This is a genomic window from Clostridium sp. MCC353 (assembly GCF_018785315.1).
Classification (GTDB): Bacteria; Bacillota; Clostridia; order Lachnospirales; family Lachnospiraceae; genus CHH4-2.
Window position 1 is genome coordinate 25,262 of the sequence record NZ_WQPN01000003.1, and the last position, 25,126, is coordinate 50,387.

Sequence of the window (25,126 nt, forward strand, 5' to 3'; positions counted from 1 at the left end):
TATCACTCCTGATCTTTTATAGGAACTGCTTCATATATGCCACAGAATCCGCGTAAGCTCTCAGCGGATCTTCCCCGCGGATTCTCCCCTCGTTAACAACCGCGCCGTCATAACCGATCTTTTTTAAAGTTTCCATATGGCGCTTGAAATCGATGCTGCCGCTTCCCGGCTGATACCTGTGGTTTTCCGCAATATGGATATGACCGATGTAGTCCTTGTATTGTAAAAGAGTTTCTGATATATCATCCTCTTCAATGGCCATATGATAGAAATCGCAGGTGATCTTCACCATGGAGAATTTCCCTTCATCGATGATGGACGCCGCATCGGCGGTTGTATTCAGCATATGGTCCTGATAGCGGTTTAAAGGTTCCAGATAGATGTAAATCCCGCATTCCTGGGCGGTTTCTTCCAACTGCCTCAGGGAATCCAGAATTGCCTTTCTGTCTCCTTCTTTGCTTCTTGGAGACACCATGGGCGGAAGCCGGTATGTAAACATGCCCCAGGCCGCCGGAACCACCACGCCGGTTCCTCCAACCTCTTTTAACCGGCGGATGATCACTTTCAGGTCTTCAATTCCGTTCAGCCTTTTTTCTTCAATAAAATCGCCGATCCAGCCGCGGTAACCGCCGCAGGCGCTGGAAACCGGCAGGCCGGATGCCTGGATGGCCCGGTTAATTTCATCAGGCTGCTCCATCAGCGCCCTGCCGTCTATTTCAAAGCATTGGAATCCCATCTCTTTTACAAATTTGAACTTTTCCGTCAGGTTCTTAGGGAAAAAGTCTCTGTCCTGAGTGCCTAATAACATGATGTATTTCCTCCTGTCCCTCTAAAATTAATTCCCAATTTGATACTCTCTTCCGGATGCTGGTCAACGTAATGGCAGAAACCTTCCGCGCTTTCTTCAAAAGGAATGACCGGATCGATCAAATCTTCACAATCCAAATATCCGTTCATCAACATTTCCCACACCACATCCTCAATCCGGTGCCTGTCCCAACGGGGATATTCAGGGTTGGGTTCACTGCATGCTCTGGAAAATACAATTTTTCCATAGTTATAATGGGCCTCCTGCCCCAGCCATAAGCCTTCCGGAAACGGCTTCGGAAACGCCACATAGGCTATGGTTCCGCCATAGGCCAGCCCTTTTAAAGCGGACTGCAGCGCATGGACGCTGCCGCTTGTCTCTATAATCACATCCGCCCCTTTTTTCCCGGTCACTCGTTTGATTTCCATTCCGGCATCGCAGGAGATGGAATCAAAGGTATGGTGCGCCCCATATTTTTTCGCGATCACCCTTCTCTTTTCAATAGGATCAATCCCGATCACCACAGAAGCGCCGATTTTCACAGCCAGCTGTAATGCGATCAAGCCAATGGCTCCCAGGCCGATTACCACCACCCGGTCCCCAGGCCGCACATTCCCGTCACGGATACCGCTCAGCGCAAACTGGGCAGGGTCATAACAAACGGCATTTTTAGCCGATGCGTCCGCGCTCATTTTGCGCAGCTTATAATTGTCCACCCCACTCACAATCTGGGTTTCCTTGATTGGGCCGTAAGAGCATACCCGGTCGCCCACTTCGTAATCTGTGACATCCTCTCCCTTTTCCACAATCGTTCCCACAAACATATTGCCCAGGGGCAGGTCGCCAAATTCGATCCCCCGTGGTTCTTCGGATGTCCGTTCCGTAAATACCCGCCACTCCTCATCAAATTTTCCATTGATAAACGGCGTGGTTCCTCTGAAATCCGCCAGCTCTGTGCCGTGTTTGGGAGACGCGAATTCCACGTTTACCTTAACTTCTCTGCTGGTTATACAGCGGTCTTCATATTCTTTCAATGCAGCTGATCTCGGAGCCGCAGCCACTAATTTTTTCATTTTCCACTCCTGCCTTTTCCTATTTTATAAGATCCTTTTCATACATCTCTTTCAGTTTTTCCGCCTGCCCGTTCCTGGATGTGTCCTCCAGCCGTTTCAAAAATCCCTCCAACTGTCCATGTACATGGTAAGGGCCGCCCTCTTTCATAACTGTCCACAAAGGGTCCGTCTGATACAGAGATTTTTTCATCATCTCATCCTGCCATTTGAGCAAAAGCCCTGCCCCTTTTTCACATAACCAGGGATATTGATCCGCCAGATTGATGGTTTCATGGGGATCCGCCTCAACATCGAAGAGCATTTCTTCATCAAACAGGTGGTATCCGCCATGATAGGTACGGATATATAAATATTTGTCAAACCGGACGCTTCTCTGGCACACATGGGCGCATTGGCTGATCACCAGGCTGTTTTTCCCATAACCGTCTCCGGTGAGCACTGTTTTTGCAAAGCTTTTTCCATCGTAATGGTCTTTTGGAAGTTCCATATGCTTAAAGATCGGCTCCCTGCCTTCTATTTGCAGAAGCTCCCTCAGAGTTGGAAGCAAATCAATGTTGCTGCGCAGCTCATGATCCCCAGCCCCCTTTAAGCCTCCGGGCCATTTGATAATCAGGGGAATCCTGCCGGTAGCCCTGTCCGCTGTGGCATGTTCCCCGTAAATCCCCAGTTCTCCCAGATTTTCTCCATGATCGGAAGTGATGATAACCGCCAGATCTTCCCCGTAAATGCCCATATGTTTCAACGTGTTCAAAATCTGCCCCACATGCTGGTCTGCATAACGGACGCCGCAGTCATACTGGTCGATAAAATTCTTCACATCCGCCCTGTTTTCCAGCCTTCCCGGATATCTGGGATAATGAGGGTCTGGAATATCGTTCCACATGTAAATTTCATTGGCCCCGTGAGGGCCTGCGTGCTTCAAATGTTCTTCAAATATCTCCTGGCCGATCCATTTATCCGGCAGCTCTTCATTCTCAAAAGGATTTCCAAACTCCTTTGGCGCCCGGTAGGGCCCATGGGGATCCCAATAGTGGACATGCATGAACCAGTTTTCCTGCTGCCCATTATGCTTCAGCCACTCAAGGACAAGGGGAGTCACCGCCTCCGCCGATTCATGCCCAACGCCTCCGCAGTTATGCCATTCATTTAAACCGGCATTGAACCACCATGCCGTATGGCGTTCCGGAAATGAACTGAAGGAAACCGTGTGAAAACCGGCCAGCCGCATCTGGGTGAACAGGCTTCCCATGCTCCGCGCATCCCGGAATTCCCGTATTTCCCCCATAGGGCGCATATCCGCGGCCGTACCGCCATGTCCCACCACTCCGGTACGGATTCCACACTGGCCGGTGACAAGCGCCGACCTGGACGGCAGGCAGGGGGCGTCTGAACAGTAATATTCTTCAAACCGGACCCCCTCCCGGGCCACGGAATCAATATTGGGAGAGGTATTCCTCCTGTAGCCATAACATCCCAGATGATCCGGCCTCAGCGTATCGATATCCAATAATAGCACTCTCATCTAACCTTTGACACCTCCTTCTAACCTTCCGCCTGAGATAAAACGCTCCACACAGGCAAAAATAATCACCACCGGGATAGCCGTCAGCAGAGAAGCCACCATCATCCGTCCCCAGACATAATCCTGTGAACTGAACAAATTCCGCATTCCGATAATCAGCGTCTGCTTTTCCATGGATGAAATGAATGTGTTGGCAAACAAAAAGTTATTCCATGCCTGCATAAATACATAGGCAAATACGGACATAATGGCCGGAACCGACAGCGGCACCACCACTTTAAAAATTACCTGAACCCGGTTCAGCCCGTCAATCAGCGCCGCTTCCTCTATGGAATCCGGCAGCGTCTGAAAATAAGAGGTCAGCATGGACAATCCGGCCGGCATACTGGAGACCAGACAAGCTAAAATCACCGCGAACCGGTTATCGATCAAACCAATTGAGTTCATGATGCGAAACAGCGGTACAATCAGCAAAATTCCTGAAAACATGTACACTACCAGGGTAGAATTATGGATGACCCGCTTTCCAAAAAACTCAAGGCGCGCCAGGCTGTAAGCGCCCAGGCAGCAGACCAGTACGGACAGCACGGCCGTTGTAAAAGAGACAAAAAAGCTGTTCCAAAAATACCGGAAAAAGGGGAAAATCATGGGATCCACAATATCCCTGAAATGTTTCAGCGTGATCTCTTTCGGCCATAGTTCCGGCGGATAGGCAACCGAGGCTGCGTCGGTTTTCAATGCTGTGGTGAGCATGATAAAAAATGGAAACAGGCTTACGAGCAAAATTAAAATAACGAAAAAATTCAGAAAACCATTTATGATTTTTTTACGCCGCATTCCGTCTGAACACCACCTTCCTCATCAAAAATACCAATGTCATAACAATTACAAACAACACTACCGTTATAGCGGCTGCTGAGCCAAAATCATTTGCCGCGAACGAAGTTTTATACAAATAGATTCCGATCACAGGCAGCTGCTGTGTCAAAAGGTAGATATCGTCAAACTTATAGAAATTCCATATCATACGGAGGGTTGCCACGGATGAAACCACTGGCAGGATTTCCGGCAGGGTGATATAACGGAATTTCCCCCAGGCTCCGGCCCCGTCAATTTCCGCCGCTTCATACATGGAAGTATCCACTGCCTGAAGCGCCGCCAGTATCATCATAAAGGCATATGGGAACAGCCGCCAGGTATCAAATACCACCACAGAAGCGAAGGCGAACCAGATATTGTCAAACCATGCCGGCGCAGTCTCCAGAAGATGCAGGACGTCAATCAGAATATAATTGACAACTCCATACATGGCGTTGAACATGTATTTCCAAACATATACCAGGGATATCATGGGCGTAACATAGGATAACAGGATCAGCGACCTGGCAATTCCCCTGCCGGGGAACTGCCTGTTAAACAAAATTGCCACGCCTAAACCAATGCCAGTAGACAAGGTAACGCTGACAGCTACAAAAAGGACGGTTGTTATCAGCACTTTATAAAATTCCTTGTCCGTGAGCAGCCGCATATAATTATCCAGCCCTACAAAAACATCCGGCTTTTTGGGATTTAAAGCCACATCAAAAAAACTCAGCCGTATATTGTACAAAATAGGATATAAAATAACCAGCGCAATCAGCAAAACCACCGGCAGGATCAGCACAAATCCCAGGATACTGTCCTTCTGCCCCATTGTTAACGGCTTTCTCTCGTTCCATCTTCTCATCATTCACAGCACCTTCTGCCCTTTATTCCATACCATTATCTGTTCACGATTTTTTCCATATCAGCCTGAGCCTTGTCCATCGCCTCATCCAAGTCCTGACCCTGCACCAGGATCTGGTTGATCGTTTTTCCTATAATCATCGCATTGATAATGGAACCGGCCGAAGGATTGGTCACTCCGTTTTGTGTGCCGAATACTTTCAGGCTGTCAAAAGCCGCCGGCACCTTTTTTGCCTCCTCACCATACGCTTTTAAAACATCCGCAGATGTATATTCAGGATTTTCCGCCACTGATTTCAGAACCGGATTCGGTCCTCCCGGAGCGATATGCAGCAGTTTAATGTTCATGTCATCGTTCAGAAGCCAGGTGATGAATTTTTTAGCCGCCTCCGTCTCCTGGGGCGTAATCGTATTGGAAATCGTATAAGTGCTTGGGGAACCGAATACGGCCCCATTTTTATTCTTAGGAACGCAGTAGCCGATTTTATCAGCCATTCCGGCCCGGTATAAAGGTCCCATGATGTAAGAGGAGAAGGTGCACATGGCTGTATTTCCTCCCACCATGGCATCACGGATCTGTGTTACTCCATTGGATCCCGGAAGCGTGTACTGGTACAGGTCTTTATAAAACGCCATGGCCTCTTTCATCTCCGGAGAATTAAACTGCGGTTTTCCATCAGCATCAAATAATTCCGCTCCGTTGGAACCGGCAATCATCTGGAAATTCTGCTGTGATACCGCCGATTCCTCCGTTCCAAACAAAATGCCGTACATCTTGCCCGCCGGATCATGAAATGCCTTGGCTGCTGTCAGTATATCTTCCCATGTTTCAGGGGCCTTCAGCCCTTTTTCCTCAAACAAGTCTTTTCTGTACCAGATTCCTGAAACCCAGGCGGTAATGGGAACGCCGATCATCCCCTCCCCGTCGGTGGAATTAAGCATCTGTAAAATCTGGTCATAGAATTTATCCCGCCCGAATTCCTCCACCACTTCTTTATTGGCAGCGGTATTAATCATCTCTTCTTCATCCAGCATCTGCATCAGGGAAGCGGAGGAGGCCACCAAAGCCGGCATCTCTCCGCCGGAAATCAGGGTTTTAACTTTCGTTTCAAAACCGTCTTCCGATACGGGAAGCTGCTTCACCGTAATATCCGGGTTCTCTGCCATAAATGCGTCAATAATCTCCTGAAGAGCCTTGATACGGTCCTCCTCAGCCTCATCATGCATCAGTTCTATGGTGACTGTCTCCTCTGCACCGGCGGTTTCTGCCGCTTCCGATTTGCTTCCTGTCTCAGAAGGCGCCGCCCCCTGGGCGCATCCTGTCAATAGAGCCCCTGCTAAAACAAGCGATAATCCTCTGCTCACTAATTTTTTCTTCATCCCATCTTCTCCTTTTCTTCTTTACCAGTTTGTCCTGCAGCTTGTTAAAATAATCTTGTTTCTATGGTTATGACAACGTTGTCATTAACGCGCTACGTTGATTTCCGTTCCATAATCCTGGATGGAAATTTAAATACCTTCTGCCGCCCCTCTTTTCGTCCTTCCGTGATTTCACCCACCACAAAATCCATGCAGCACCGGGCCAGCGTCTTAAAATCCTGCTCCACCGTGGATATGGGGGGGCTGAGAAACTCTCCCAATGGAATATTGTCGATCCCAAGCACCGCTATGTCTTCCGGTATTCTGTATCCATGTTCATAAATCCCACGGTATACGCCAACTGCCCTCTCATCTCCGGAAACAAAAAATACGCGGATATCACATTCTTTCAGAACTTGTACAGCTTTTTGATACGCTTTTTCTACGGTATCAACTCCTGTAAATATATAGTACTTTGCCTGTTTCTCCTTCATGGCTGTTTCAAATCCAAGGATACGAAGCTGTGTGGACCGGAATCTCTCCTCTCCAATAAATAACGCAATTCTGTCATATCCTTTTTCAGTGAGGTAAACCGCCCCCTGATATCCGATATCAAAGTTATCCAGGCTGACCGAAGGGATTTCCGGATCTTCCGATTCCCCGAATACCACAAAGGGGACATGATGTTTTTCAAAATACTCTACCCTGGGATCATTTAACGTATTTTCCAACAGGATGGCCCCGTCGGCAATGCCGCTGGCAATCAGATAAAACCCGTCGGTTTCATCTTTTTCAAACCGTTCGCTGTTGGAGGGAGACAAAATCATCTTCATGGAACATTCTTTTGCGTAGGAAAATAAATACTTCAGCATTAAACTGTGCCAGGTGCTCAAATGTTCTTCTTTATGACGGTCGGCAAAAACTACGATGATATTGGTGCGGTTTTCCTTCAGGCCTTTTGCGAGAATATTGATCTGATACCCCTGTTCCTTTATCGCGAGATAAACTTTTTCCCTGGTTTCTTCACTGACCATTGGGCTGTTATTAATCACTCTGGATACCGTTTTCATAGAGACGCCGCAGGATTCTGCTATATCGACGATCGTTGTTTTTCTCATCATCATCCTCTTGTGTTTTTTTGTTTTGTCCTACGTTGTCATAATAGAATATTTTATAATATATGTCAATGATTTTCTGTAAATTCTTTTGTTTTAGTCATTTTGCATAATATCAGGATTACGAATTTATTAAAATTGCCCTTTATCTGTTTTGGTGGATTCCCTCTCAACTACAGAAGAAGGCAGAAAAATCTGTTTTCTGTCCCATGGGCTTCCCTCCTGGCTGCTGGAAAGCAGCTCCTGCAAAAGGGAAATACACTGCTCTGCCAGATTATCGAAATCCTGTTTCAGCGATGAAAGCGACGGATAGATCTGATCATTGATCGGAAGGCTGTTTGTGGCAAAAACCGCCGTATCTTCCGGAATCCTTTTATGGCACTCCGCCGCAGCCCGGTATACTCCCAGAAAACAGTCGCCGTTTACAAAAATACAATCCGCCCTGTCTGCTTCCAGCAGCTCCTTCGCTCTCTCACAGGCAATTTGAGGCGTGTTGACCCCATAGATTACGGTTCCCTTTGGAACCGCGTCCAAAAAACCTTTCACCCGCAGCTCTGTTGAGTAATACCCTTTTTCAGCCGCGAAATAATAGATATTTTTATACTCTTTCTCCTTTAAATACGTTCCGCCCATATGTCCCAGATTGTAGTTATCCAGGCTGACCGCGGGAATCCCCTCTTCTTTTGGCTGGCCCAACAGCACATATGGCGTGTTGGTTCTCTCAAGATACCCCAGTCTCTGGTCATTCTCCACATACTCGAAAAGGATAGCCCCGTCGGCTATGCCGCTTGACAGCAGATAAAAACCGTCGGTTTCATCCCCTTTATATCCCTGGCTGTCAGAAGGGGATACGATTACTTTCAGGCCAATGCCGTTGGCATACCGGAAAAGATGCTTTAACATATTGCTGCGCCAGGCATTCATATACTCCCCGTTGTTTTTATCCAGAAAAATGATGATGATATTGGTCCGGTTCTGTTTTAACCCCTTCGCGAGAAGGTTAATCTGAAACCCGCACTGATCCATGTAATCCCTTACAAGCTTCAGCGTCTTAGGGCTGACCTGCTCCGGATGGTTAATCACTCTGGATACCGTTTTTAAGGATACCCCGCATTTCTCTGCAATCTGCATCATATTCGCTTTTTCCAATGTGATAGATCCCCCTGTCTGTTTTGTCTTACGTTATCATTTTAATGCCCGCACCTGTGTTTGTCAATTATGTTAATCTAATGGCAGTATTCTACTACCAGTGCTCGTAAAACTATGATATACTAAAATAAAAGCCGGGAGAGGGTGTATAATATGAGAAAATCATTAATTTTATTAACTGCAGCATCAATAAGCATGGCTGCTTCCTTTTCCTCATTTGCGGGGGAGTGGAAACAGGATGAAACCGGATGGTGGTATGATAATGGGGATTCTACATATGCCAAAGATGGATGGAATTGGATATGATGGTGAGCCTGTTGATCCTGATTCATTAATGACTGAACTGATTATGAGTTAAAAAATACCATAGCTTCATTATCGTGGCTATGCTAGCAGGCTCCCGCCAAGTTTTTTTTGACATTGACACATATGCTGAGTTACAAATAATGGGGTACTCTTCCCTGTATCAAAAAAACTTGGATTTTAAATAATATGGCACGCTAATACTAAGGAGGATCTTATGAAAAAGCATTTTATTATTTTATCTTTACTTGTTTTATCTTTAACCGCATGCAGTAATGGAGTGTCACAAAGTGATTATGACAGCCTGAAGGCAGACTACGAAAATCTAAAGGGCAAATATGAAGAGGCTTTGGAAAAACTCGAGGATAACAGTTCGAAGTCTTCTGGTAAATCAAGTAAGTTATTAAATAAAGTTTCAGATTTTACAGATTCGAAAATTAAAGGAACTACAGTTGCTGAGGCACAGATTGGTACAAATAAATTACTGTACATAACCACCACATCGGATTCCGAGGATGTATCTGACCGGGTAGGTGAATTATTACTAAAAGACTGGTTTGATTATGACTATGTATTGTGGACACGTTGCAACAATTATGATCCAATATTTACTGTCCGGTATGAAAAAGATACTAATGCTTTACTTTCTCATTTTTGGATTAGCGATACAGAATCATCTTCTTCATCCTCATCAACCAAAAAATCCACTGGAAATAAAGCCTCCTCTAACAATATATCATTGGGAAAAAAGAATGCATTAAATTCTGCTCTTTCTTATTTAAACGTTCTTTCTTTTTCCTACAGCGGATTGATCGAGCAGTTGGAGTATGAGGGATATTCCATAGAAGAAGCAACTTATGCAGCAGATAATTGCGGTGCAGATTGGAATGCGCAGGCTGCCAAGAAAGCACAAGAATATATTAGCGTTTTATCATTCTCACGTTCAGGCTTGATTGAGCAGCTTGAATATGATGGTTTTACTAATGCACAGGCAGAATATGGTGCAGCAGCTGTAGGATATTAATTTTTTATAGATAATACAGAAAAAGCCGTCCCTGGCGCAAACCAGGAACGGCTTTCCTATGGATGTAACCAACCTCTGACAGCAGCAGAAAGAGAATTTATCCTGCGTCCGCCTCTCCAATGGTCAGCAAATACCGCCCAATCTCATAACTCAGCCGCAAAGCCGTGGGCAGCACCTCATCCGGCAGCCGGTTGGCAAAATTATGGGCTTCAAAGGAAAAATCCCCCTGATACCCGATCTCCTTCAGCGTCTTCATGATGATCTCCCATTTCATATCGCCAAAGTAAGGCATGATATGCATCAGGGACGCGTCCGTGCTGCTGTGGGTATCCGACACATGGGTTGCCATCAGCCGCCTTCCGATGTGCAGGAGGGCTTCTCTCTGATCCTGTTTCATGATCTCCCCGTGTTCGAAATCCCAGCATATGCCGATTTCCGGCGTATGTAAAGCGTCGATCAGATCCACCAGCTCCTCGGGGCTGGAACAGTATTTCCTTATGGGAGCCATGGAATAATCACACATGTTCTCAATAGCCAGTTTGATTCCAAACCGCCCTGCGTCCTCTATGAGCCTGGAAAAGTACTCATAATTGGCCCGCCGGGAATTGCCCACAAGGCAGGCCGTCTCCCTGACCGTCTCCGGGTGGGTGACGCACACCTCAGCCCCCAAAACCGCGCAGCACTCAATGGAACGGAGCACCAGCTCCTGCTGATACCTCTTCTCTTCTTCCGATAATCCGGACGATAAAAAGTCGTAAAAATGAGCGTGGCACTGCCCGAAGGACACCCCGAGCCGTCTCATCTCCATGGCCGTATCCTCGATCCAGTCCCTCCATCCTTCCGTCAGAAAGGGCGAGCCCGGAAGAACCCAGTCGTAAAAGCACATGTCAAATCGGTCAAATCCCGCTTCTTTTGCCATGCTAAGCGTTTCCTTCAGCGGCACCGTCCGGCCGCCCGGCCGGGAAAACAGTATATTCGTTGATGTCGATAATCTCATAAAATTCCTCCATGCCGGAGCGTTTTTCATTCTTACTTCTCTGGCCTAATTTTCTCATTTCCCATCACACGGCGGGCCAGAAGTTCTGTCAGCATTTCAAAATCAAAGCTGTAAGCCGCATAAAGGTCTGAAGCATTATTAAAATTCCCCACATTGTCAAACAGCGTCATCCCTGTGGTCAGCTCTCCCGCTGTCTCCACCGCCGCCTTTCCCCTGACAAACCGGGCAATCTCAGGCTTAACGGCACAGGCCACCGCCATGGCGTCCACGAAAAGTCCAGACGGTTCCAGGCCCCTGGTGGCCAGGAAACGCTTGGCATCGGTCAGGAACCCGTAAGGCATGGTTCCCGGTGTCCCGGAATTCACCAGCTTCTCATGGATTTCGTTGGTCAGCTGCCCTGTCACATCCACTCCCATGGCCCAGACGGGGATGCCGGATTCCATCACAATCTTAGCCGCCTCCGGGTCCACGCACACATTCCATTCTTTTCTGGCGTTGTACCAGCCCTCTTTCCGGCTGACGCCGTAGGAACCGTTGATGGTAACGATGGAGGCCAGGTTTTTCGTGAAATCAGGATCTTTTTCAATGGCAAGGGCCAGGTTGGTCATGGGCGCCGTGGAAATGACTGTCAATTCTCCCGGATACTGCTTTGCGGTTTCTATCATCAGATCCACACCATTTTTATCACAGCAGGGCGTGCCCTTATATGGGAGAAATGTCTCCGCCATTCCATCCCGGCCGGAATAGATATCGTCCAGGCACAGGGTGCGTTTCAACGGTTTATCCGCGCCTTTGGCAACTGGTATATCCGTTCTTCCATAGTGTTCCATCACCTTCATGGCATTTTCCCCGCAGCGGTCCACATCCCGGTTTCCCGCCACCACCGTGACCCCATGGACGGTCAGTTCTTCTGAATTTAACGCCAGCATCAGAGCCAGGGCGTCATCCGCTCCCGGATCGCAGTCTATTATTACGTGTTTTTTCTCCATATAACCGGTCCTTTCACATCCATAGTCTCATTATAATTTCTTACATAAACAATCTTTTGTATCAAGATTTTATTATCTCCTTTTGTTTATAAACCTCATCCGCTTACCATATTATTCTATCTGTCAGTCCAGCGGATTCGCCCTATAATAATCGTTTATCGCCGCGTTACAATCCTCAACAATGGTTTTCAAAGTCTCTTCCTTCGACATTTCCCCTTTTGCAAACAAAATCAGCGCCTCTTTCACCACAGTTTTGATCTCCCCTGCATTGGGATAATAAGGTTCCTGGAGTTTGGGGCTGGAATGTTGGATCTGGGCAATGGCTGTTCCCAGCTCCGGTTCATTTTTCAAAAATTCCGTCATTTCAGGCAGATCATATGTTTTCTGGTTCACCGGCACATATCCCGTATTCTGGCTCCAGAAGAGCTGGGTTTCCGGGGAGAGGCAGTACTGCACGAATTCCCAGGAAGCTTCCAGTTTCTTCGGGTCGTCTTTATCGATCATGAACAGGCCGCCCCCGCTGACAGAAGATCCGCCGTTGTCGCTTTCCTTCACCTTTGGAAGGTCCGCCACGCTCCATTTAAAGGTATCGCCGATCAGGCCTTTCATGATTTGGATTCTGGCGCTGGACATGATGACCATGGCGTGCTGCTGGTTTGCAAATTCTTCGTTCATGTTGTCCACCTGGTATTTCAGGCCGCCGGTCTGAATCACCTTGTCCCACTCGGTCAAAAAGTTGTCCAAGGTTCCATTTTCATCGATTATAACCTTTGTCATGGGGGCTTTGCGTCCGCTCTCATTGTCTCCAAAATAGGAAACCTCTCCCTGTCCGGCGATCCAGCTGTTCAGCTCATAGCTGTTGGGGCACAGGTTTAAACCGTATACCTGGGTCGTATCCCCTTCCTTTTTCGTCAGCTTTTCCATGTCCTCTGCCATTTCCGCGATGGTTGCCGGGGGTGCGGTGATTCCTGCCGCGTCGAACATATCCTGGTTATAGTAGAGAAGCAGGGTGGACAAGGTGAGAGGTGCTCCCAGCATCTTTCCATCGATGGAAAACGCTTCCGCCGCATTGGGGACCAGGTCTTCCTTTTTCACCGCGGAATCCTCCCGGTTTATATAGTCTTCCACCCAGACCATGCGCTCGTAATCCCGGACAATGTTCATATTTTCCCCATAGATCTGGATCAGATCCGGGTGGTTTTTTATGTCCTTTGCCTGCATTACCGTCACCAGTTTATCGGTGCCGGGCCAGTTCTGGTATACGGTGGTGACCTTGATATTCTTTTCCTTTCCCACCGTATTGTTGAAGTTTTCCGTCATTTCTCCCAGTTTTTCCGCCAGTTCTCCGCTGATGGAATGCCAGAATTCGATTTCAGTCACGCCGTCTTCCGCCTGTGGATCCGAATCATTCTGCGCTTTGGCCTCTCCCTGGCTTTCCGCATTCTGTGCGGGCGCTTCGCTCTTAGCTCCATTTCCACATCCGGTCAGGCAGGAAATGCCCATAACTGCCGCCATTCCCATGGCAATTGCTCTTTTTTTCATCTCTTTCTCCTCTTTCCTTAAATAAAACTATTTTTAACCTTTCACAGACCCGTTCATCATACCGCCCACAATCCTTTTTTGGAACAGGACAAACAGCACCACCGTGGGCAGCAGAGCGATCACCGCGCCGGCCATCAACGGCCCGTAAGCAGTCCCCTCCGGGAATTTCAGCATTCCCACCCCCACCTGCACGGTCCGCATGGCGTCCTCACTGGTGATCACCATGGGCCAGAGGTACTGGTTCCAAACGCTGATAAAGGAAGATATAAAAACAGTGACTATAACTGGTTTATTCGTCGGTATCAATATCTTTATAAAGAACCATAAATTGCTGCACCCATCCATGTGGGACGCCTCTTTCAGTTCTTTGGAAAAACTCATAAACTGCTGGCGGAACAGGAAAATGTTCACGGCCGCCACTAAAAACACAATGCACATTCCCGCATAGGTGTTCAAAAGCCCCATTTTCGAAACCGTAATATAATTGGTGACCACCAGCACATCCGGCGGAATCATCATGGTCGCCAGGGTCATTCCAAACAGCAGCTTTTTGAGGGGAAACTCAAAAAATGCGAATGCAAATGCCGCCATGGACGCGAACAGCACCCGAAACAGGCTGGACACCGTGGCAATGATAAAGGAATTCACCGAATACCTAGCCAGCATGGTGCTCTCCAGGGCTATTTTATAATTCTCCACAAAGAAATCCGCGGTCACCAATTTAGGCGGCTGGGACAAAATGGACTGAGGCCGCATCAGGGACAACGACAGGGCATATAAAATCGGTGATGCCATGATAAGGCCCAAAATGATCAGGCACATCTGGCACAAAACATCCTGCCGCTCCTTCTTTCCATGCTTTTTCATTGGTAATGTACCCCCTTTTTCTCATAAAGAAAACTCAGCCATGTAACAGCCGCCGCCAGGATAAATGCCACGATGGCCGCCGGAAATGCGTTGGTATAATTCCCCGCCACGGCAAACTGGCTGTACATATAGTGAATGATGGTCTGTGTGGAGTGGAACGGCCCGCCGTCTGTCAGCACATTGACTAAGGCGGTCATCATCATGGAACTGGCTAAGCTGGTGCATATGAGGAAAAACATGGTGGGCGAGGTCAGGGGCAGGTAAATATAGCGCACCTTCTGCCACCAGGAAGCCCCTTCCAAATCAGTGCTTTCCAATATGTCCTCCGGCACATTGCGGACCGCCGCCAGCATGAATAAAAATGCATATCCGCTGGACATCCAGATCGATATGATTCCGATTGCCAGCATGGCGTATCTCTCATCGTTCAGCCAGTTGATGTTCAGATGGAAAATATAATTAATGGCTCCAAATGACGGATTGTAGAGCAGCTGGAAAATGATGGCCGACACGGACATGGACATGGCCATGGGCAGGGAAAACAGCACTTCATAGATGGAGGACGTCTTCCTCTTCCGGTTGGCCAGCAGTGCCAGCAAAAGCCCGATCACCTTGGAGGCCGGAACGGAAATGAGCACGTAAACAAAGGTATTGATGATGGATTTGACAAATTTATCATCCTGGAATATGTACAGATAATTTCCCAGCCCCACAAACCGCTTCGTCTCCCCCATGGAATTTACAATGAACAAACTCATATAGGCCGTTTTAAGAAACGGGTAAAAGGTGAATACGGCGAATAAAATTATGGTTGGAGCCAGCCAAAGATAGGGTTCAATGGTATGTTTTTTAGCTTTCATCTTCTGATTCCTCCGATAGGCAGAAGGCCCGGACCGCTTCCAGAACTCCTGCAGCCAATTCATTTTCACAGACGTAATCCGCCCATTGTTTCAGTTCTTCCGTTCCATTTCCTACCGCAGCCCCAATTCCTGCGAATCTGATCATGCCCATATCGTTCTGGTGATCCCCAATGGCTAAAATATCCCGGGCGGGTATGTGAAGAAGCTCAGCCAGACGCTTTACGCCCTTCCCCTTATCACTGCTTTTCGTCGTGATATCCAGAACCCCGTCTTCATATCTGACCAGGTTCAGCTCTTCCTGATAGGGCAGAAGTTTTTCAAATACCAGCTCGGCGTCTTCTTTTCGTTCCGCTCCCGCGATCAGCACTTTCTGCATCTGAATGGATTTCCACTCCATTTCCGAAGGTTTCCAAATGCCGTCGTACCGCCCGTAGTTGTCCATCAAATCCTGCACCCAGGGGGTCTTTCTGTATGCCCATTCCATTTTTCCATCCGTATATACTACGGACATGCCCAGTTCATCTGCTGTCTCCACCGCTTCTCTCAGATGGGTAACCGGCAGGAAATCATTCCACAAATACGTGTCCCCCTGTACGGCGCAGGCCCCATTGCAGCCGATCACAGGAAGTTTAAGATGAAGTTTCTTCACCAGCCCCTCGATTCTGGCCGGTATCCTTCCGCTGGCGATGGTAAACGGTATCCTGTACCGGTCAATCCACTCCGCCAGTATCTCCAGTTCCTTGGGCTCCCTGCGGTCTGTCCCGATCAGGGTTCCGTCCACATCACATACGATTAACTGAATCCCCACGATTATTACCTCCGTATCTTCAATCCATTCACATCCGTGCATTCATAATCCAGGCAGAATTCCATCACGATTCCTTCCAGGGTGTAGGTAGTCCTGGAAATTAAAAGGATCGGATCATCCTTCTTGATATAAAAATACTGGGAAATGTGTCCGGGGCAGGCGACCGCCCGGATCATCTCATCGGAATACTGGGGAATCAGCCCCGCCTTATTGATTAACACCTGGTAAAGGGATCCCTTTTCCATGTCCTCACTCTGGAAGTCAATGTTCTCCACCAGCTTTTTATTGATATAGCTGATCTGATAATTTCCCGCGATCTGATCCACCATTCTGACCCTCTCCAGGCAGACCACCGGATCGCCTTCACTGATGCCAAGCTGCCGGGCCAGCCTGTGGTCCGCCCGCTCTTCTCCGATCCTGACCACATGGAAGGTGGGCGACGGTTTCAGCCTGGTCCGTTCCGCCTCCGGATCATAGAGCTTATTCACTTCCTTCTTTTCTAAAAAATCCACGTTCTTCACAAAGGTTCCCTTGCCTTTTACGCTTTCTAAAACCCCCCGCTCCTCCAACTGGTAAAATGCATTGCGCACCGTGGTGCGGCTCACCTGGAATTTATTGGAGTAATAGTTCTGGCTCTGAATGCGGGAACCCTTTTCATAGATACCGCTGAGAATGTCCGCAACGATGTCATCTTTGATCAGCTTATAGGATGCTACAAATTTTTTGTCCTCTTTCATAACATGGCCCCTTTTATGTATTTGAATAGCTAAAATATACCATTTGTGCCATGCCATGTCAAGGGTATTTTTAGATAATTTGTATATTTTTGTAGATATTTATGGTTTATATTGTACTTTTAGCTATTTTATCTGATAACTTGGCTTTTTATTCGCGGAAAATATGCCATGTTAAAATCAGCCATCCAAGCCGCTCCAGCTAAACAATGCACAAAAAACCGCCGCTTATTACAAGCGACGGCTTTATTCTTTCCTATTCTTTTTAACCAGCCGTACAGTGATAACAAAAAATCAAATCACCCCTCGCAGCTTCCACCACAAAAGCCCAATCGTAAATGTCCCTATGGTCTGAATCACAAACTTTAAAGACATAACCTTCGCCACATCCTTGGTCTTCATCAACCCAAAAGAAAATGCGATCATATAAAGGCTGGCTTCATAGCAGAAGATCAACTGGGATCCTCCCTGGTAGATCATGTGAATGGCCGCCTGCACGCTCAGGCCGTAATCCACGCAGATTTGAGCCAGCGGGGCCCCTAATAAACTTAAAATTGCCGCCGGAGTCATGATGAAATTCAGCACAACTGCCAGCAGATAGCTTACGGCCATAAACGGAATATTGGTCATGCCCTTCATATACGGCAGGGCCAGGCCGGAAATAAATGTGCCGAAACCAGCCTTTGCGCCCACAACTCCAATACTCATGCAGGCCCCCACGAACAGCCAGGCTCCCCAGTTGATTTTCCCCAGGTCGCTTTTATCCCCCAATTCCATGCCGGGAACAAATGCTAACGCCAGCGCGGCCACAAACCCGTATACCATTCCCAGCCCATGCCAGCGGCTGGTGAACAGATAGACTGTGAGAGCCAGGAGAATACAGAGCATTCTCTTTTCGGCGGCTTCCCATTTTCCCAGTTCTTTCAATCTCTCTTTAAAAAAGCTGACTTCTCCCAGCTTTCCTTCCGGTTTGCAGATCCAGGCAGTCGCTGCCACAGACAGCACCAGCGGTATGATATGGACCGCATTGTCTAGGAAAAAGTTCATATAGTTGGTGGAAATCTCAGTCACTTCATTTGCCCCGTTATAGGCCACCGCGATATAGTCCGGTGAATAGAGGAAATAATTGCTGTCCAGATACACAAATGCGCTGGTCAGCAGGATGCCCGCTGAAGCCTTGCTCTTTCCGTATCCCAAAGCATTGCTGATCCCGTAGGCCACCGCCAGGGCCGCCACTCCGGCCAAAGCCCCCTGCAGAAGGAGACGGGCCAACAGTGAAAATACGGCCACTGCATACACGATGCCCGCGTAGGAACCCCCTACTTTCTCACTCAAAGTATAAGCCAAACGTTCCAGAATATGGGTCTTCTGGATCAAGGTCACCAGAGCCAGGGCGCACAGGGTAATCCATACGCTTTCCGTGGAAAACACGGACAGCGGCACAGCCATGCTGCAAACGCCCGTAAATCCATAGCCAAACAGCAGCAGCAGCGAAGTTGCCATATTATTTAACAGTTCAAATGCAAAGGCCATAATACTCCAAAGCGTAATGGCCAGATACATGCGCAGCACCGGTGTAAATGTCTCCGTAGCCGGAATCAGCAGAATTAAAACGGGCAGTCCCACAGCAATGATCCATTTTTTCACATAAGCGCTATTCCATTGATTTTTCATCGTAACAATCCCCTTTTTGATTAATCTCATTTAAAATGCCAGGCTCAATACTGCCGCCAGTTCCTGTTCGCTCTCCACCGGCCTGTACCATTTATCACAGGGCACTGTACCGTAGAGATCATGGGCGATGTCTTTCACCGCTTCTTTCGGCACATTCACCTGGGATAACCTGGTGGGCAGGCCCAGCTCTTCACAGAAGTCCTCAAATGCCTGGATGGCCTGGGAAGCGATGGCATAGTCGCTCTGGTTTCCGTCTATATCCCAGACATGTTTCCCCCAGCGGGCGAACCTGGACGCGGTCTTATCGCTCAGACAGTATTTAAACCAGGCAATCGATAAGATGGCAATTCCGGCTCCATGCACGATGTCGTAATAGGCGCCCACCATGTGATCCAGCATATGGATCGGTGAGTACAGAGGCCCTCTGCCATAAGAGGTCAGATGGGAAATGGACATCACCGCCGCCCACATGAGCTGGGCCCTGGCGTCGTAATCTTCGGGAAACATCATCACTTTCCGTCCGTTATCCACGCATGTCTTCTGGATTCCCTCGGAAAATCCATCCTGCATGCACAGCGGGTAATTGTCGAAATAACTTTCATATGTATGGCTCATAATATCCACAATCCCGCAGGCCGTATGGAATTTCGGCACCGAAAATGTATAAGATGGGTCTAAAATAGCCGCCACCGGCCGTTCCTTATCATTTCTCAGCCCGATCTTTTTCTTCTTTTCCATATTGCTGACCACAGAGCTGAAAGATACCTCCGCCCCGGAAGCCGCCAGGGTTGGAATGGCAATTACAGGTTTTACCTGCCCGATCTCCACCTTGTGCTCATAAAAATCCCAGACATCCCCATCGTGATAAACCGCAAAACTGATGGCCTTGGCGCAGTCAATGGTGCTGCCGCCGCCGGCCGCCACGATGCAGTCCGCGCCGCATTTTCTCAACAGCTCCGCCCCTCTGTTGACCGTGGTATGGCGGGGATTGGGTTCAATTCCCGTAAATTCCGTAACTTCGATTCCATTTTCCCTGCACACCTCATGCACTTCCTCGTAGAGACCGGAAGCCTTCGCCGGAATCTCATCGAACACAAACAAAATTTTCTTCCCGTATGGAAGTATTTCTTTAGCCAGGGAGTTTTTCACCCCGCCTTTTCCAAAATGGATTCTTGTTGCCAGTTGAAATTCAAAATTGTTCATACTGTTTCTCTGCCTGAGCAGATTTCCCTCCTTCTTTTTTGTAAAATAATTATCAATCTAACCTCATTAAAACACTTGAGAGTTACTCTCAGTCAAGGGGTTTATTTTTTATTTTCGAAATTATACTCGCACAAAAAATGGGAAAACAAAAAGGCGGATTTTGTACATTGGCCGGGAACTGTCAAATTCCCACAGCCGATGCACAAAAAACGCCCGCAGACAGTTAAACTGCATTAATCGAAATAAAAGTTCGAAATAGTCAAACGAAACACCAAATCTAAACAATATCAATTTTAATTTCCGGGATCAGCCCGTCTTCGTACATTTTCTTCTGGATGAAAATCCTGGATTCCTTCAGGGTGGTTCTCCCCTTCTCACGGAACGTACCCGCTTCGATTTCTTCCATAATGGGGACTTCCACAGAATCAAAGAACATCTTTTTATACTGGATATCCCTCAATTCCTTTTTTAATTCCTCAATCTGGTGAATCAGCTTTTCTTCCTGCTCCCGCATCAGTTTTGCCCTCTGTGACACGGTGATATCCCCCATCAGGGTGAGTAAAACGAATTCCCGGCATTCTTCTATGGGAAGGCCCACGCTCCTTAAACATTTCACCGCCCGCCCAAAAAAGGCGTCGGCCATGGAAAAATGCCTGATGTTATTGGCGTCCCGGGACACAAATGGAAAAATGTGTTCCTTGTCGTAATATCTTACGGTGTGCTCTGATATTTCAATAAGTTTCGCCAGTTCCTTAACCGTATACCGTGGCGTGGCGTCCCATTCATTCCTTTCTCCCACGAAATCGATATAATCCTTTTTGTACTTCAGTATTTCCTTCCAGACCTCTTCCCGGTCCTGCCTTGGCCCGCTTTCTTTCATGCCGCCCCCACTTTCTGAGTTCTTCCTGAGCGCTTTCTGAACTCTTTCTGAACTCTTTCTACTCTTGATTATTTAGCATAAAAAATTGTTACTTTAATATCAATTATAGTATATCTATTGGAATGTGGCAACTGGGGGCGGTAATGCAGTGGCGGAATTTTAACATAAAGGGTGAAGGCATTTTCGAAAATGCCTTCACCCTTTACTGTCACCCATTACCGCCCCCCTTGATTAAAAAAGGCTCAATATGATTCAATTTCGATCTCCACATCCAGCCTGCTTCTTCCTTCAAACAGCTTCTCATAATACTCTTTTCTGCTTTCCGGAACCCTTACAGACAATTCATTGGGAAACCGGTCTAAATATTCCTCAAACAGCATTTCACGCATGGCCTCATAATCACTGCTTGGAAAAGTAACCTCATTATTCATTACGATATTCCTGCTCCTCACCGTTTCCCCATACCCCAGATTCCCCAAGGGATAACAGGAAAATGCATCCGGGCTGATGGATTCCAGACTTTCCGGCAGCTTAATGGAGTTCAGCCAGTAGTCTTCAGAAAATGCATATCTTCCAATCTCCCTGACTCCATCCGGCAGTTTCCAGTTCTCAGTTCTTAAATTCCCGGGGCCTGCCCTTAATCCCGGAACCATCCGGGCAAAGGCATAATCTCCTATGCGCCTCAGTGAATCAGGAAGTTTCATGTCCTTGCAGCCACAGCCGTAAAATGCATAATCCCCAATTGTGGTTACGCTCTCCGAAATCTCGATGGTCTCCAGCAAATGAGAAGAAATCCCTTCATATATCAGAGGAGCAAACGCATAACTGCTGATTTCCGTCACCCCATCCGGGATCTTATAGTAGTCCAGGAGGTTTCCGCCGGATAGATAAGAGGGCTGGTCCAATTGTACAAACTGCCCTTTCCACACAAATTCACTCTGATCCTGGTTTCCTGCCCATTCTGTCAAAGCAAAAGCCTGGCCTCCGATCCGTTCCACCTGATCGGAAATTTGGATATCAGCCAGATTACCGCATCCTGCAAATGCCATGGCTCCAATCTCCTTTACCGTATCCGGGATTGTCACCTGTTCCAGGGAATCCCCATAGAAAAAAGCATACTGGCCGATGACTGCCGCCTCGGGCGGAATCTCATAACTGGTTCTGTCAAAAGCAGGCAGACACTGAACCAGCGTATCTTTCCAGATAAACACATCCCCTTCCTGCTCCTGTTCCCACAAGGTATCTATAAAAGCCGCGCCGCCAATGGTTTCCACCGCATCCGGCAGCTCTATGGTTTTCAACTGGCTGCATGAAAAAAACGCAAAATTTCCAATACTCTTTACACTTTCGGGAATTATTACTCCAGTCATTGCACCCTGGTATTCAAATGCATGATCTCCTATTCTCTCAACCGTATCCGGTATCTCTAAAACGCCTTCAATGCTTCCTAAAATTCCATAAGGATTAACCGCTCCCGTTATCGCATTCATCTGCTCATAGCACGCACCGTAATCACCGATCTCCGTCACCGGATATTCTGTCCCTTCATACTCCACCGTCCGGGGAATTACCGGTTTTTCCATATGGATCAGCGCTGCGGTCTTACTGTCCAAATCCAGAGAATACCAGCTTGTATCATACTGAATCACCTCTATTTTTCCGGGAGTATCTTTCTCAGCTTTTCCAAATGCCCCCTGCAGAACATCCTTTAACCCTTTCGGGTCTTTTTCGTCGGACGGTTGGACGCTTTCTCGGCTTGTATCCATTTCCCGTTCTTCGGTGGATTCCTTCTTCTGATCTTCCTTATCCTGTATTTTCCCACTCCCGCCGCTGCACCCGCTTAAAATCAGGGATACAGCCAATCCCACAGCAACGGCAATTTTAAATTTTCTCATACCTTCCTCCATCACGGAGTTTTTTACGTAGAATGCGGACGTAATTTCAACTTATGCCCCGCATATACAAGCTTATGCTCCGTCATAAACTCGTTGGTAAAAAGCAGTCATCCATACTGCATTCAACCGATATTCCTCCTGCTATTTCAGAAAATGATCTGTTTTTCTATTGATTTTTATTATATCTCACAAAAAATAGCATGTAAAGAATGGAATGACTAATATGGAATTTGAACTAACCGTTCAGACGGCTGGAAAATGGGCCGCCTGAACGGTTACAAGTTAAATCAGGATATCCACGAAAATTATGAACCACGCCCATTGGGATAGCCACGAGACTACAACCGGCTGCTGCCTGTCATTCAATAGGATAGTATAGATTTAACATGGTTTTAACAAAGATTTAATGGAACTCTGATTTCAGCATCCGGTCTTTTCCTGTAGGATTAAAATTGGAATTTTATGCAGTAAATGGGTTGTTCAGAATCGTGGTTCTTTAAAAAATCCGGCTTAACGCAATTTTAATCCCGGTTCAGCCGTTCAATTTTTTTTTAATATTTCCCATACGACCCCGGTTTTATAAATTATCATCCGTAATCTATATATGAAAAGGAGAAAAAACATGCAAAAAGAGCATCAGATCATAAAAGCGGTCTATGCAGCCAAAAGGGATATGCAAAAGGCCGATGATTTGATCCGGGCATATATCCCCTTCATCCGCAGCGAAGCATCCAAGTTCCTTTCCCGCCCCTGTACAGATCAAAATGATGAATACAGCATTGCCATGATCGCTTTTCACGAGGCGGTTTTAGGGTATGCCAAAGACAGAGGTTCTTTTCTGAACTATGCTTCCATGACAATCCGCAGCCGTCTCATCGACTATCAGCGCAAAGAATCCCGGCATCAGGGCCATATCTCGCTCAATGCTGAAGGCGTTGAAGAAGACCGGCCTCTGCTGGAGGAACTGGCGGACGAAAAGGATCATTTTGAAGAATCAGCCAATTTGGAGGCGACGAAGCAGGAAATTGCAGAACTGGCGTCCGTCATGTCCGCCTTTGGCATCAGCTTTTCCGATGTGGCTGACAATTCCCCCCGTCAGGAACGCACCTTGGAAACCTGCTCTGCCGCAATTCGTTACGCCGCCGGGAACCGGTCATTGCTGGAGGAACTGCTGAGAACAAAAAAACTTCCCATGGCCCGGCTGGCTTTGGGATCCGGCTGTGAGCGGAAAACTTTGGAACGCCACAGAAAGTACATATTAGCCATGCTTCTCATCCAGACAAATGGATTTGAGATCATACGCGGGCATCTAATGCACATTCTGAATAGGAAAGGAGGCGGACCTGTATGAAATGCATGGTAATGGAATGCCATTTAAGTTATGCCGTAGTTCTGGATGAAAACGGCCGATTCCTGAAAGTGGCAAATTTAAACTATGAAGTCGGCCAGACCGTAACGGATGTTATAGAAATGAACGTCCCGGAACAACAGGCCGGACAGGTGAAGAAACGATCCCATAAATGGATGCGTTCTCTGGCCGCGGCAGCGGCTTGCCTGACTATTGCGGCCGGCTCCATGTTCCATATGGATCACATGACGCACGCGTCCCTCTTTATGTCCATCAACCCGGAAGTCCGCATCGATGTGAACCGGAAAGATGTGGTAGTGGGGCTGGAAGGCGTCAATGATGACGGCAAAGAATTGATCGCCGGTTACACTTACCGGAAAAAGGATCTTGATATGGTCATGGATCAGTTGGTGGACAGATCCATTGATATGGGGTATCTCCATGAAGGGGGACAAATTACCCTGACCCTGGATTCAAAGGATGATCAGTGGGTGGTCAGCCGCAGCGATTCACTGACCAGTCATCTAAATGGTCATTTGGCTGAAAAACTGACCGTAACAGTAGAAATTACCGACACACATTCAGAGAACCGTAAAGTCACCATCCCGGTTTCCCCCAGTGAAAACATCTATGAAGAATCCGATTATGGAGATACCGATTCTTCCGGCAGCAAAGCGGCCGGGGGAACCGGATATGACGGCGGCAGTTTTGGAGACAGCGGCGGTTCCGGTGACAGCGGCTATGATGGCAGCGGTTCCGGCGACAGCGGCTATGACAGCGGCGGTTCCGGCGACAGCGGCTATGACAGCGGCGGTTCCGGCGACAGCGGCTATGACAGCGGCGGTTCCGGCGGCAACGGCTATGACAGCGGCGGTTCCGGCGACAGCGGCTATGAAAACGAGGACTTTGACGACGGAGAGACGGATTACGGTACTCAGGATATTCCATATGGCGAACCGGATAACAACGAAAATGGCCTATCAGATTACCAGCCTCCTGCGGCTGACCCTGATATAGGAGACAGCGGCTATAACAGCCAGCCTGATAACAGCGTCCAGCCTGGTTACCATCCCGGCAGCGCAGGTATTTGTGATGACGCTTGGTCGGATTATGAGGAACCGGACGATCAGGATTCCGGTTACGACGGCCAATCGGATTACGATTGAAATGTGGAGAAAATCGAGAAAAATAAAAATTAATTGAAAAATTTTCCTTTCGACCCCATTTTATCCAAAACACATCCGTAATCTA

The 25,126-nt window shown here is 47.7% G+C and carries 23 protein-coding genes; 4 read left to right on the forward strand and 19 right to left on the reverse strand.

Going from position 1 to position 25,126, the window contains the following annotated elements; all coding sequences use genetic code 11:
* Nucleotides 1-16: 16 nt before the first annotated feature.
* The 8 genes from GPL15_RS00280 to GPL15_RS00315 all read right to left on the reverse strand — a co-directional run bounded on the left by GPL15_RS00280 (nt 17) and on the right by GPL15_RS00315 (nt 8,751).
* Nucleotides 17-808, reverse strand: a complete 792-nt coding sequence (locus GPL15_RS00280; RefSeq protein WP_252197994.1) for a sugar phosphate isomerase/epimerase — start codon at nt 806-808, stop codon at nt 17-19.
* Nucleotides 799-1,881 (reverse strand): zinc-binding alcohol dehydrogenase, encoded by a 1,083-nt coding sequence (locus GPL15_RS00285; RefSeq protein ID WP_215695022.1) that lies wholly within the window; start codon nt 1,879-1,881, stop codon nt 799-801. Before GPL15_RS00285 ends, GPL15_RS00280 begins: the two co-directional genes overlap by 10 nt.
* A gap of 19 nt (nt 1,882-1,900) precedes the next feature.
* A complete protein-coding gene (locus GPL15_RS00290) occupies nt 1,901-3,403 on the reverse strand; it encodes a sulfatase (protein WP_215695023.1) in 1,503 nt (500 codons plus the stop codon).
* Nucleotides 3,404-4,240 (reverse strand): carbohydrate ABC transporter permease, encoded by an 837-nt coding sequence (locus GPL15_RS00295; protein ID WP_215695024.1) that lies wholly within the window; start codon nt 4,238-4,240, stop codon nt 3,404-3,406.
* On the reverse strand, nt 4,230-5,132 hold the full coding sequence (locus GPL15_RS00300) for a sugar ABC transporter permease (RefSeq protein WP_215695025.1): 903 nt from the start codon (nt 5,130-5,132) through the stop codon (nt 4,230-4,232). Before GPL15_RS00300 ends, GPL15_RS00295 begins: the two co-directional genes overlap by 11 nt.
* 32 nt (nt 5,133-5,164) lie before the next feature.
* Nucleotides 5,165-6,508: a sugar ABC transporter substrate-binding protein gene (locus GPL15_RS00305; RefSeq protein ID WP_215695026.1), complete on the reverse strand. Its 1,344-nt coding sequence runs from the start codon at nt 6,506-6,508 to the stop codon at nt 5,165-5,167.
* A gap of 92 nt (nt 6,509-6,600) precedes the next feature.
* A complete protein-coding gene (locus tag GPL15_RS00310) occupies nt 6,601-7,605 on the reverse strand; it encodes a LacI family DNA-binding transcriptional regulator (protein WP_215695027.1) in 1,005 nt (334 codons plus the stop codon).
* Between the two features lie 129 nt (nt 7,606-7,734).
* A complete protein-coding gene (locus GPL15_RS00315) occupies nt 7,735-8,751 on the reverse strand; it encodes a LacI family DNA-binding transcriptional regulator (protein WP_252197996.1) in 1,017 nt (338 codons plus the stop codon).
* 153 nt (nt 8,752-8,904) lie between these two features.
* Between GPL15_RS00315 and GPL15_RS00320 the strand changes: the two genes are divergently transcribed.
* Nucleotides 8,905-9,057: a hypothetical protein gene (locus GPL15_RS00320; RefSeq protein ID WP_215695028.1), complete on the forward strand. Its 153-nt coding sequence runs from the start codon at nt 8,905-8,907 to the stop codon at nt 9,055-9,057.
* Nucleotides 9,058-9,271: 214 nt separating this feature from the next.
* Nucleotides 9,272-10,078, forward strand: a complete 807-nt coding sequence (locus GPL15_RS00325) for an Ltp family lipoprotein (RefSeq protein ID WP_215695029.1) — start codon at nt 9,272-9,274, stop codon at nt 10,076-10,078.
* 97 nt (nt 10,079-10,175) lie between these two features.
* Here GPL15_RS00325 and GPL15_RS00330 read toward each other — a convergent pair whose 3' ends face one another.
* From GPL15_RS00330 to GPL15_RS00380, 11 genes are all read right to left on the reverse strand, one after another.
* Nucleotides 10,176-11,075 (reverse strand): sugar phosphate isomerase/epimerase family protein, encoded by a 900-nt coding sequence (locus tag GPL15_RS00330; RefSeq protein WP_215695030.1) that lies wholly within the window; start codon nt 11,073-11,075, stop codon nt 10,176-10,178.
* Between the two features lie 32 nt (nt 11,076-11,107).
* A complete protein-coding gene (locus tag GPL15_RS00335; protein WP_215695031.1) occupies nt 11,108-12,064 on the reverse strand; it encodes a nucleoside hydrolase in 957 nt (318 codons plus the stop codon).
* A 123-nt stretch (nt 12,065-12,187) separates the two neighbouring features.
* A complete protein-coding gene (locus GPL15_RS00340) occupies nt 12,188-13,606 on the reverse strand; it encodes an extracellular solute-binding protein (RefSeq protein ID WP_215695032.1) in 1,419 nt (472 codons plus the stop codon).
* Between the two features lie 33 nt (nt 13,607-13,639).
* On the reverse strand, nt 13,640-14,473 hold the full coding sequence (locus GPL15_RS00345; RefSeq protein ID WP_252197998.1) for a carbohydrate ABC transporter permease: 834 nt from the start codon (nt 14,471-14,473) through the stop codon (nt 13,640-13,642).
* The gene (locus GPL15_RS00350; RefSeq protein ID WP_215695033.1) at nt 14,470-15,333 is read right to left on the reverse strand and encodes a sugar ABC transporter permease; all 864 of its coding nucleotides are present in this window, start codon (nt 15,331-15,333) and stop codon (nt 14,470-14,472) included. The genes GPL15_RS00345 and GPL15_RS00350 overlap by 4 nt, the downstream gene beginning before the upstream one ends.
* Nucleotides 15,323-16,141 carry an HAD family hydrolase gene (locus tag GPL15_RS00355; protein ID WP_215695034.1) on the reverse strand — a complete coding sequence of 273 codons (819 nt, stop codon included), beginning with the start codon at nt 16,139-16,141 and terminating at the stop codon, nt 15,323-15,325. The genes GPL15_RS00350 and GPL15_RS00355 overlap by 11 nt, the downstream gene beginning before the upstream one ends.
* A 5-nt stretch (nt 16,142-16,146) precedes the next feature.
* Nucleotides 16,147-16,878 (reverse strand): GntR family transcriptional regulator, encoded by a 732-nt coding sequence (locus tag GPL15_RS00360; protein ID WP_215695035.1) that lies wholly within the window; start codon nt 16,876-16,878, stop codon nt 16,147-16,149.
* A 291-nt stretch (nt 16,879-17,169) separates the two neighbouring features.
* Nucleotides 17,170-18,549 carry an anion permease gene (locus tag GPL15_RS00365; RefSeq protein ID WP_215695036.1) on the reverse strand — a complete coding sequence of 460 codons (1,380 nt, stop codon included), beginning with the start codon at nt 18,547-18,549 and terminating at the stop codon, nt 17,170-17,172.
* Between the two features lie 30 nt (nt 18,550-18,579).
* Nucleotides 18,580-19,752: an iron-containing alcohol dehydrogenase gene (locus GPL15_RS00370; protein WP_215695037.1), complete on the reverse strand. Its 1,173-nt coding sequence runs from the start codon at nt 19,750-19,752 to the stop codon at nt 18,580-18,582.
* A gap of 277 nt (nt 19,753-20,029) precedes the next feature.
* The gene (locus GPL15_RS00375; protein ID WP_215695038.1) at nt 20,030-20,632 is read right to left on the reverse strand and encodes a MerR family transcriptional regulator; all 603 of its coding nucleotides are present in this window, start codon (nt 20,630-20,632) and stop codon (nt 20,030-20,032) included.
* Nucleotides 20,633-20,874: 242 nt separating this feature from the next.
* On the reverse strand, nt 20,875-22,527 hold the full coding sequence (locus GPL15_RS00380) for a leucine-rich repeat domain-containing protein (RefSeq protein ID WP_215695039.1): 1,653 nt from the start codon (nt 22,525-22,527) through the stop codon (nt 20,875-20,877).
* A 622-nt stretch (nt 22,528-23,149) separates the two neighbouring features.
* Here GPL15_RS00380 and GPL15_RS00385 point away from each other — a divergent pair.
* A complete protein-coding gene (locus tag GPL15_RS00385; RefSeq protein WP_215695040.1) occupies nt 23,150-23,878 on the forward strand; it encodes a sigma-70 family RNA polymerase sigma factor in 729 nt (242 codons plus the stop codon).
* The gene (locus GPL15_RS00390; protein ID WP_215695041.1) at nt 23,875-25,041 is read left to right on the forward strand and encodes a hypothetical protein; all 1,167 of its coding nucleotides are present in this window, start codon (nt 23,875-23,877) and stop codon (nt 25,039-25,041) included. The genes GPL15_RS00385 and GPL15_RS00390 overlap by 4 nt, the downstream gene beginning before the upstream one ends.
* Nucleotides 25,042-25,126 lie beyond the last annotated feature (85 nt).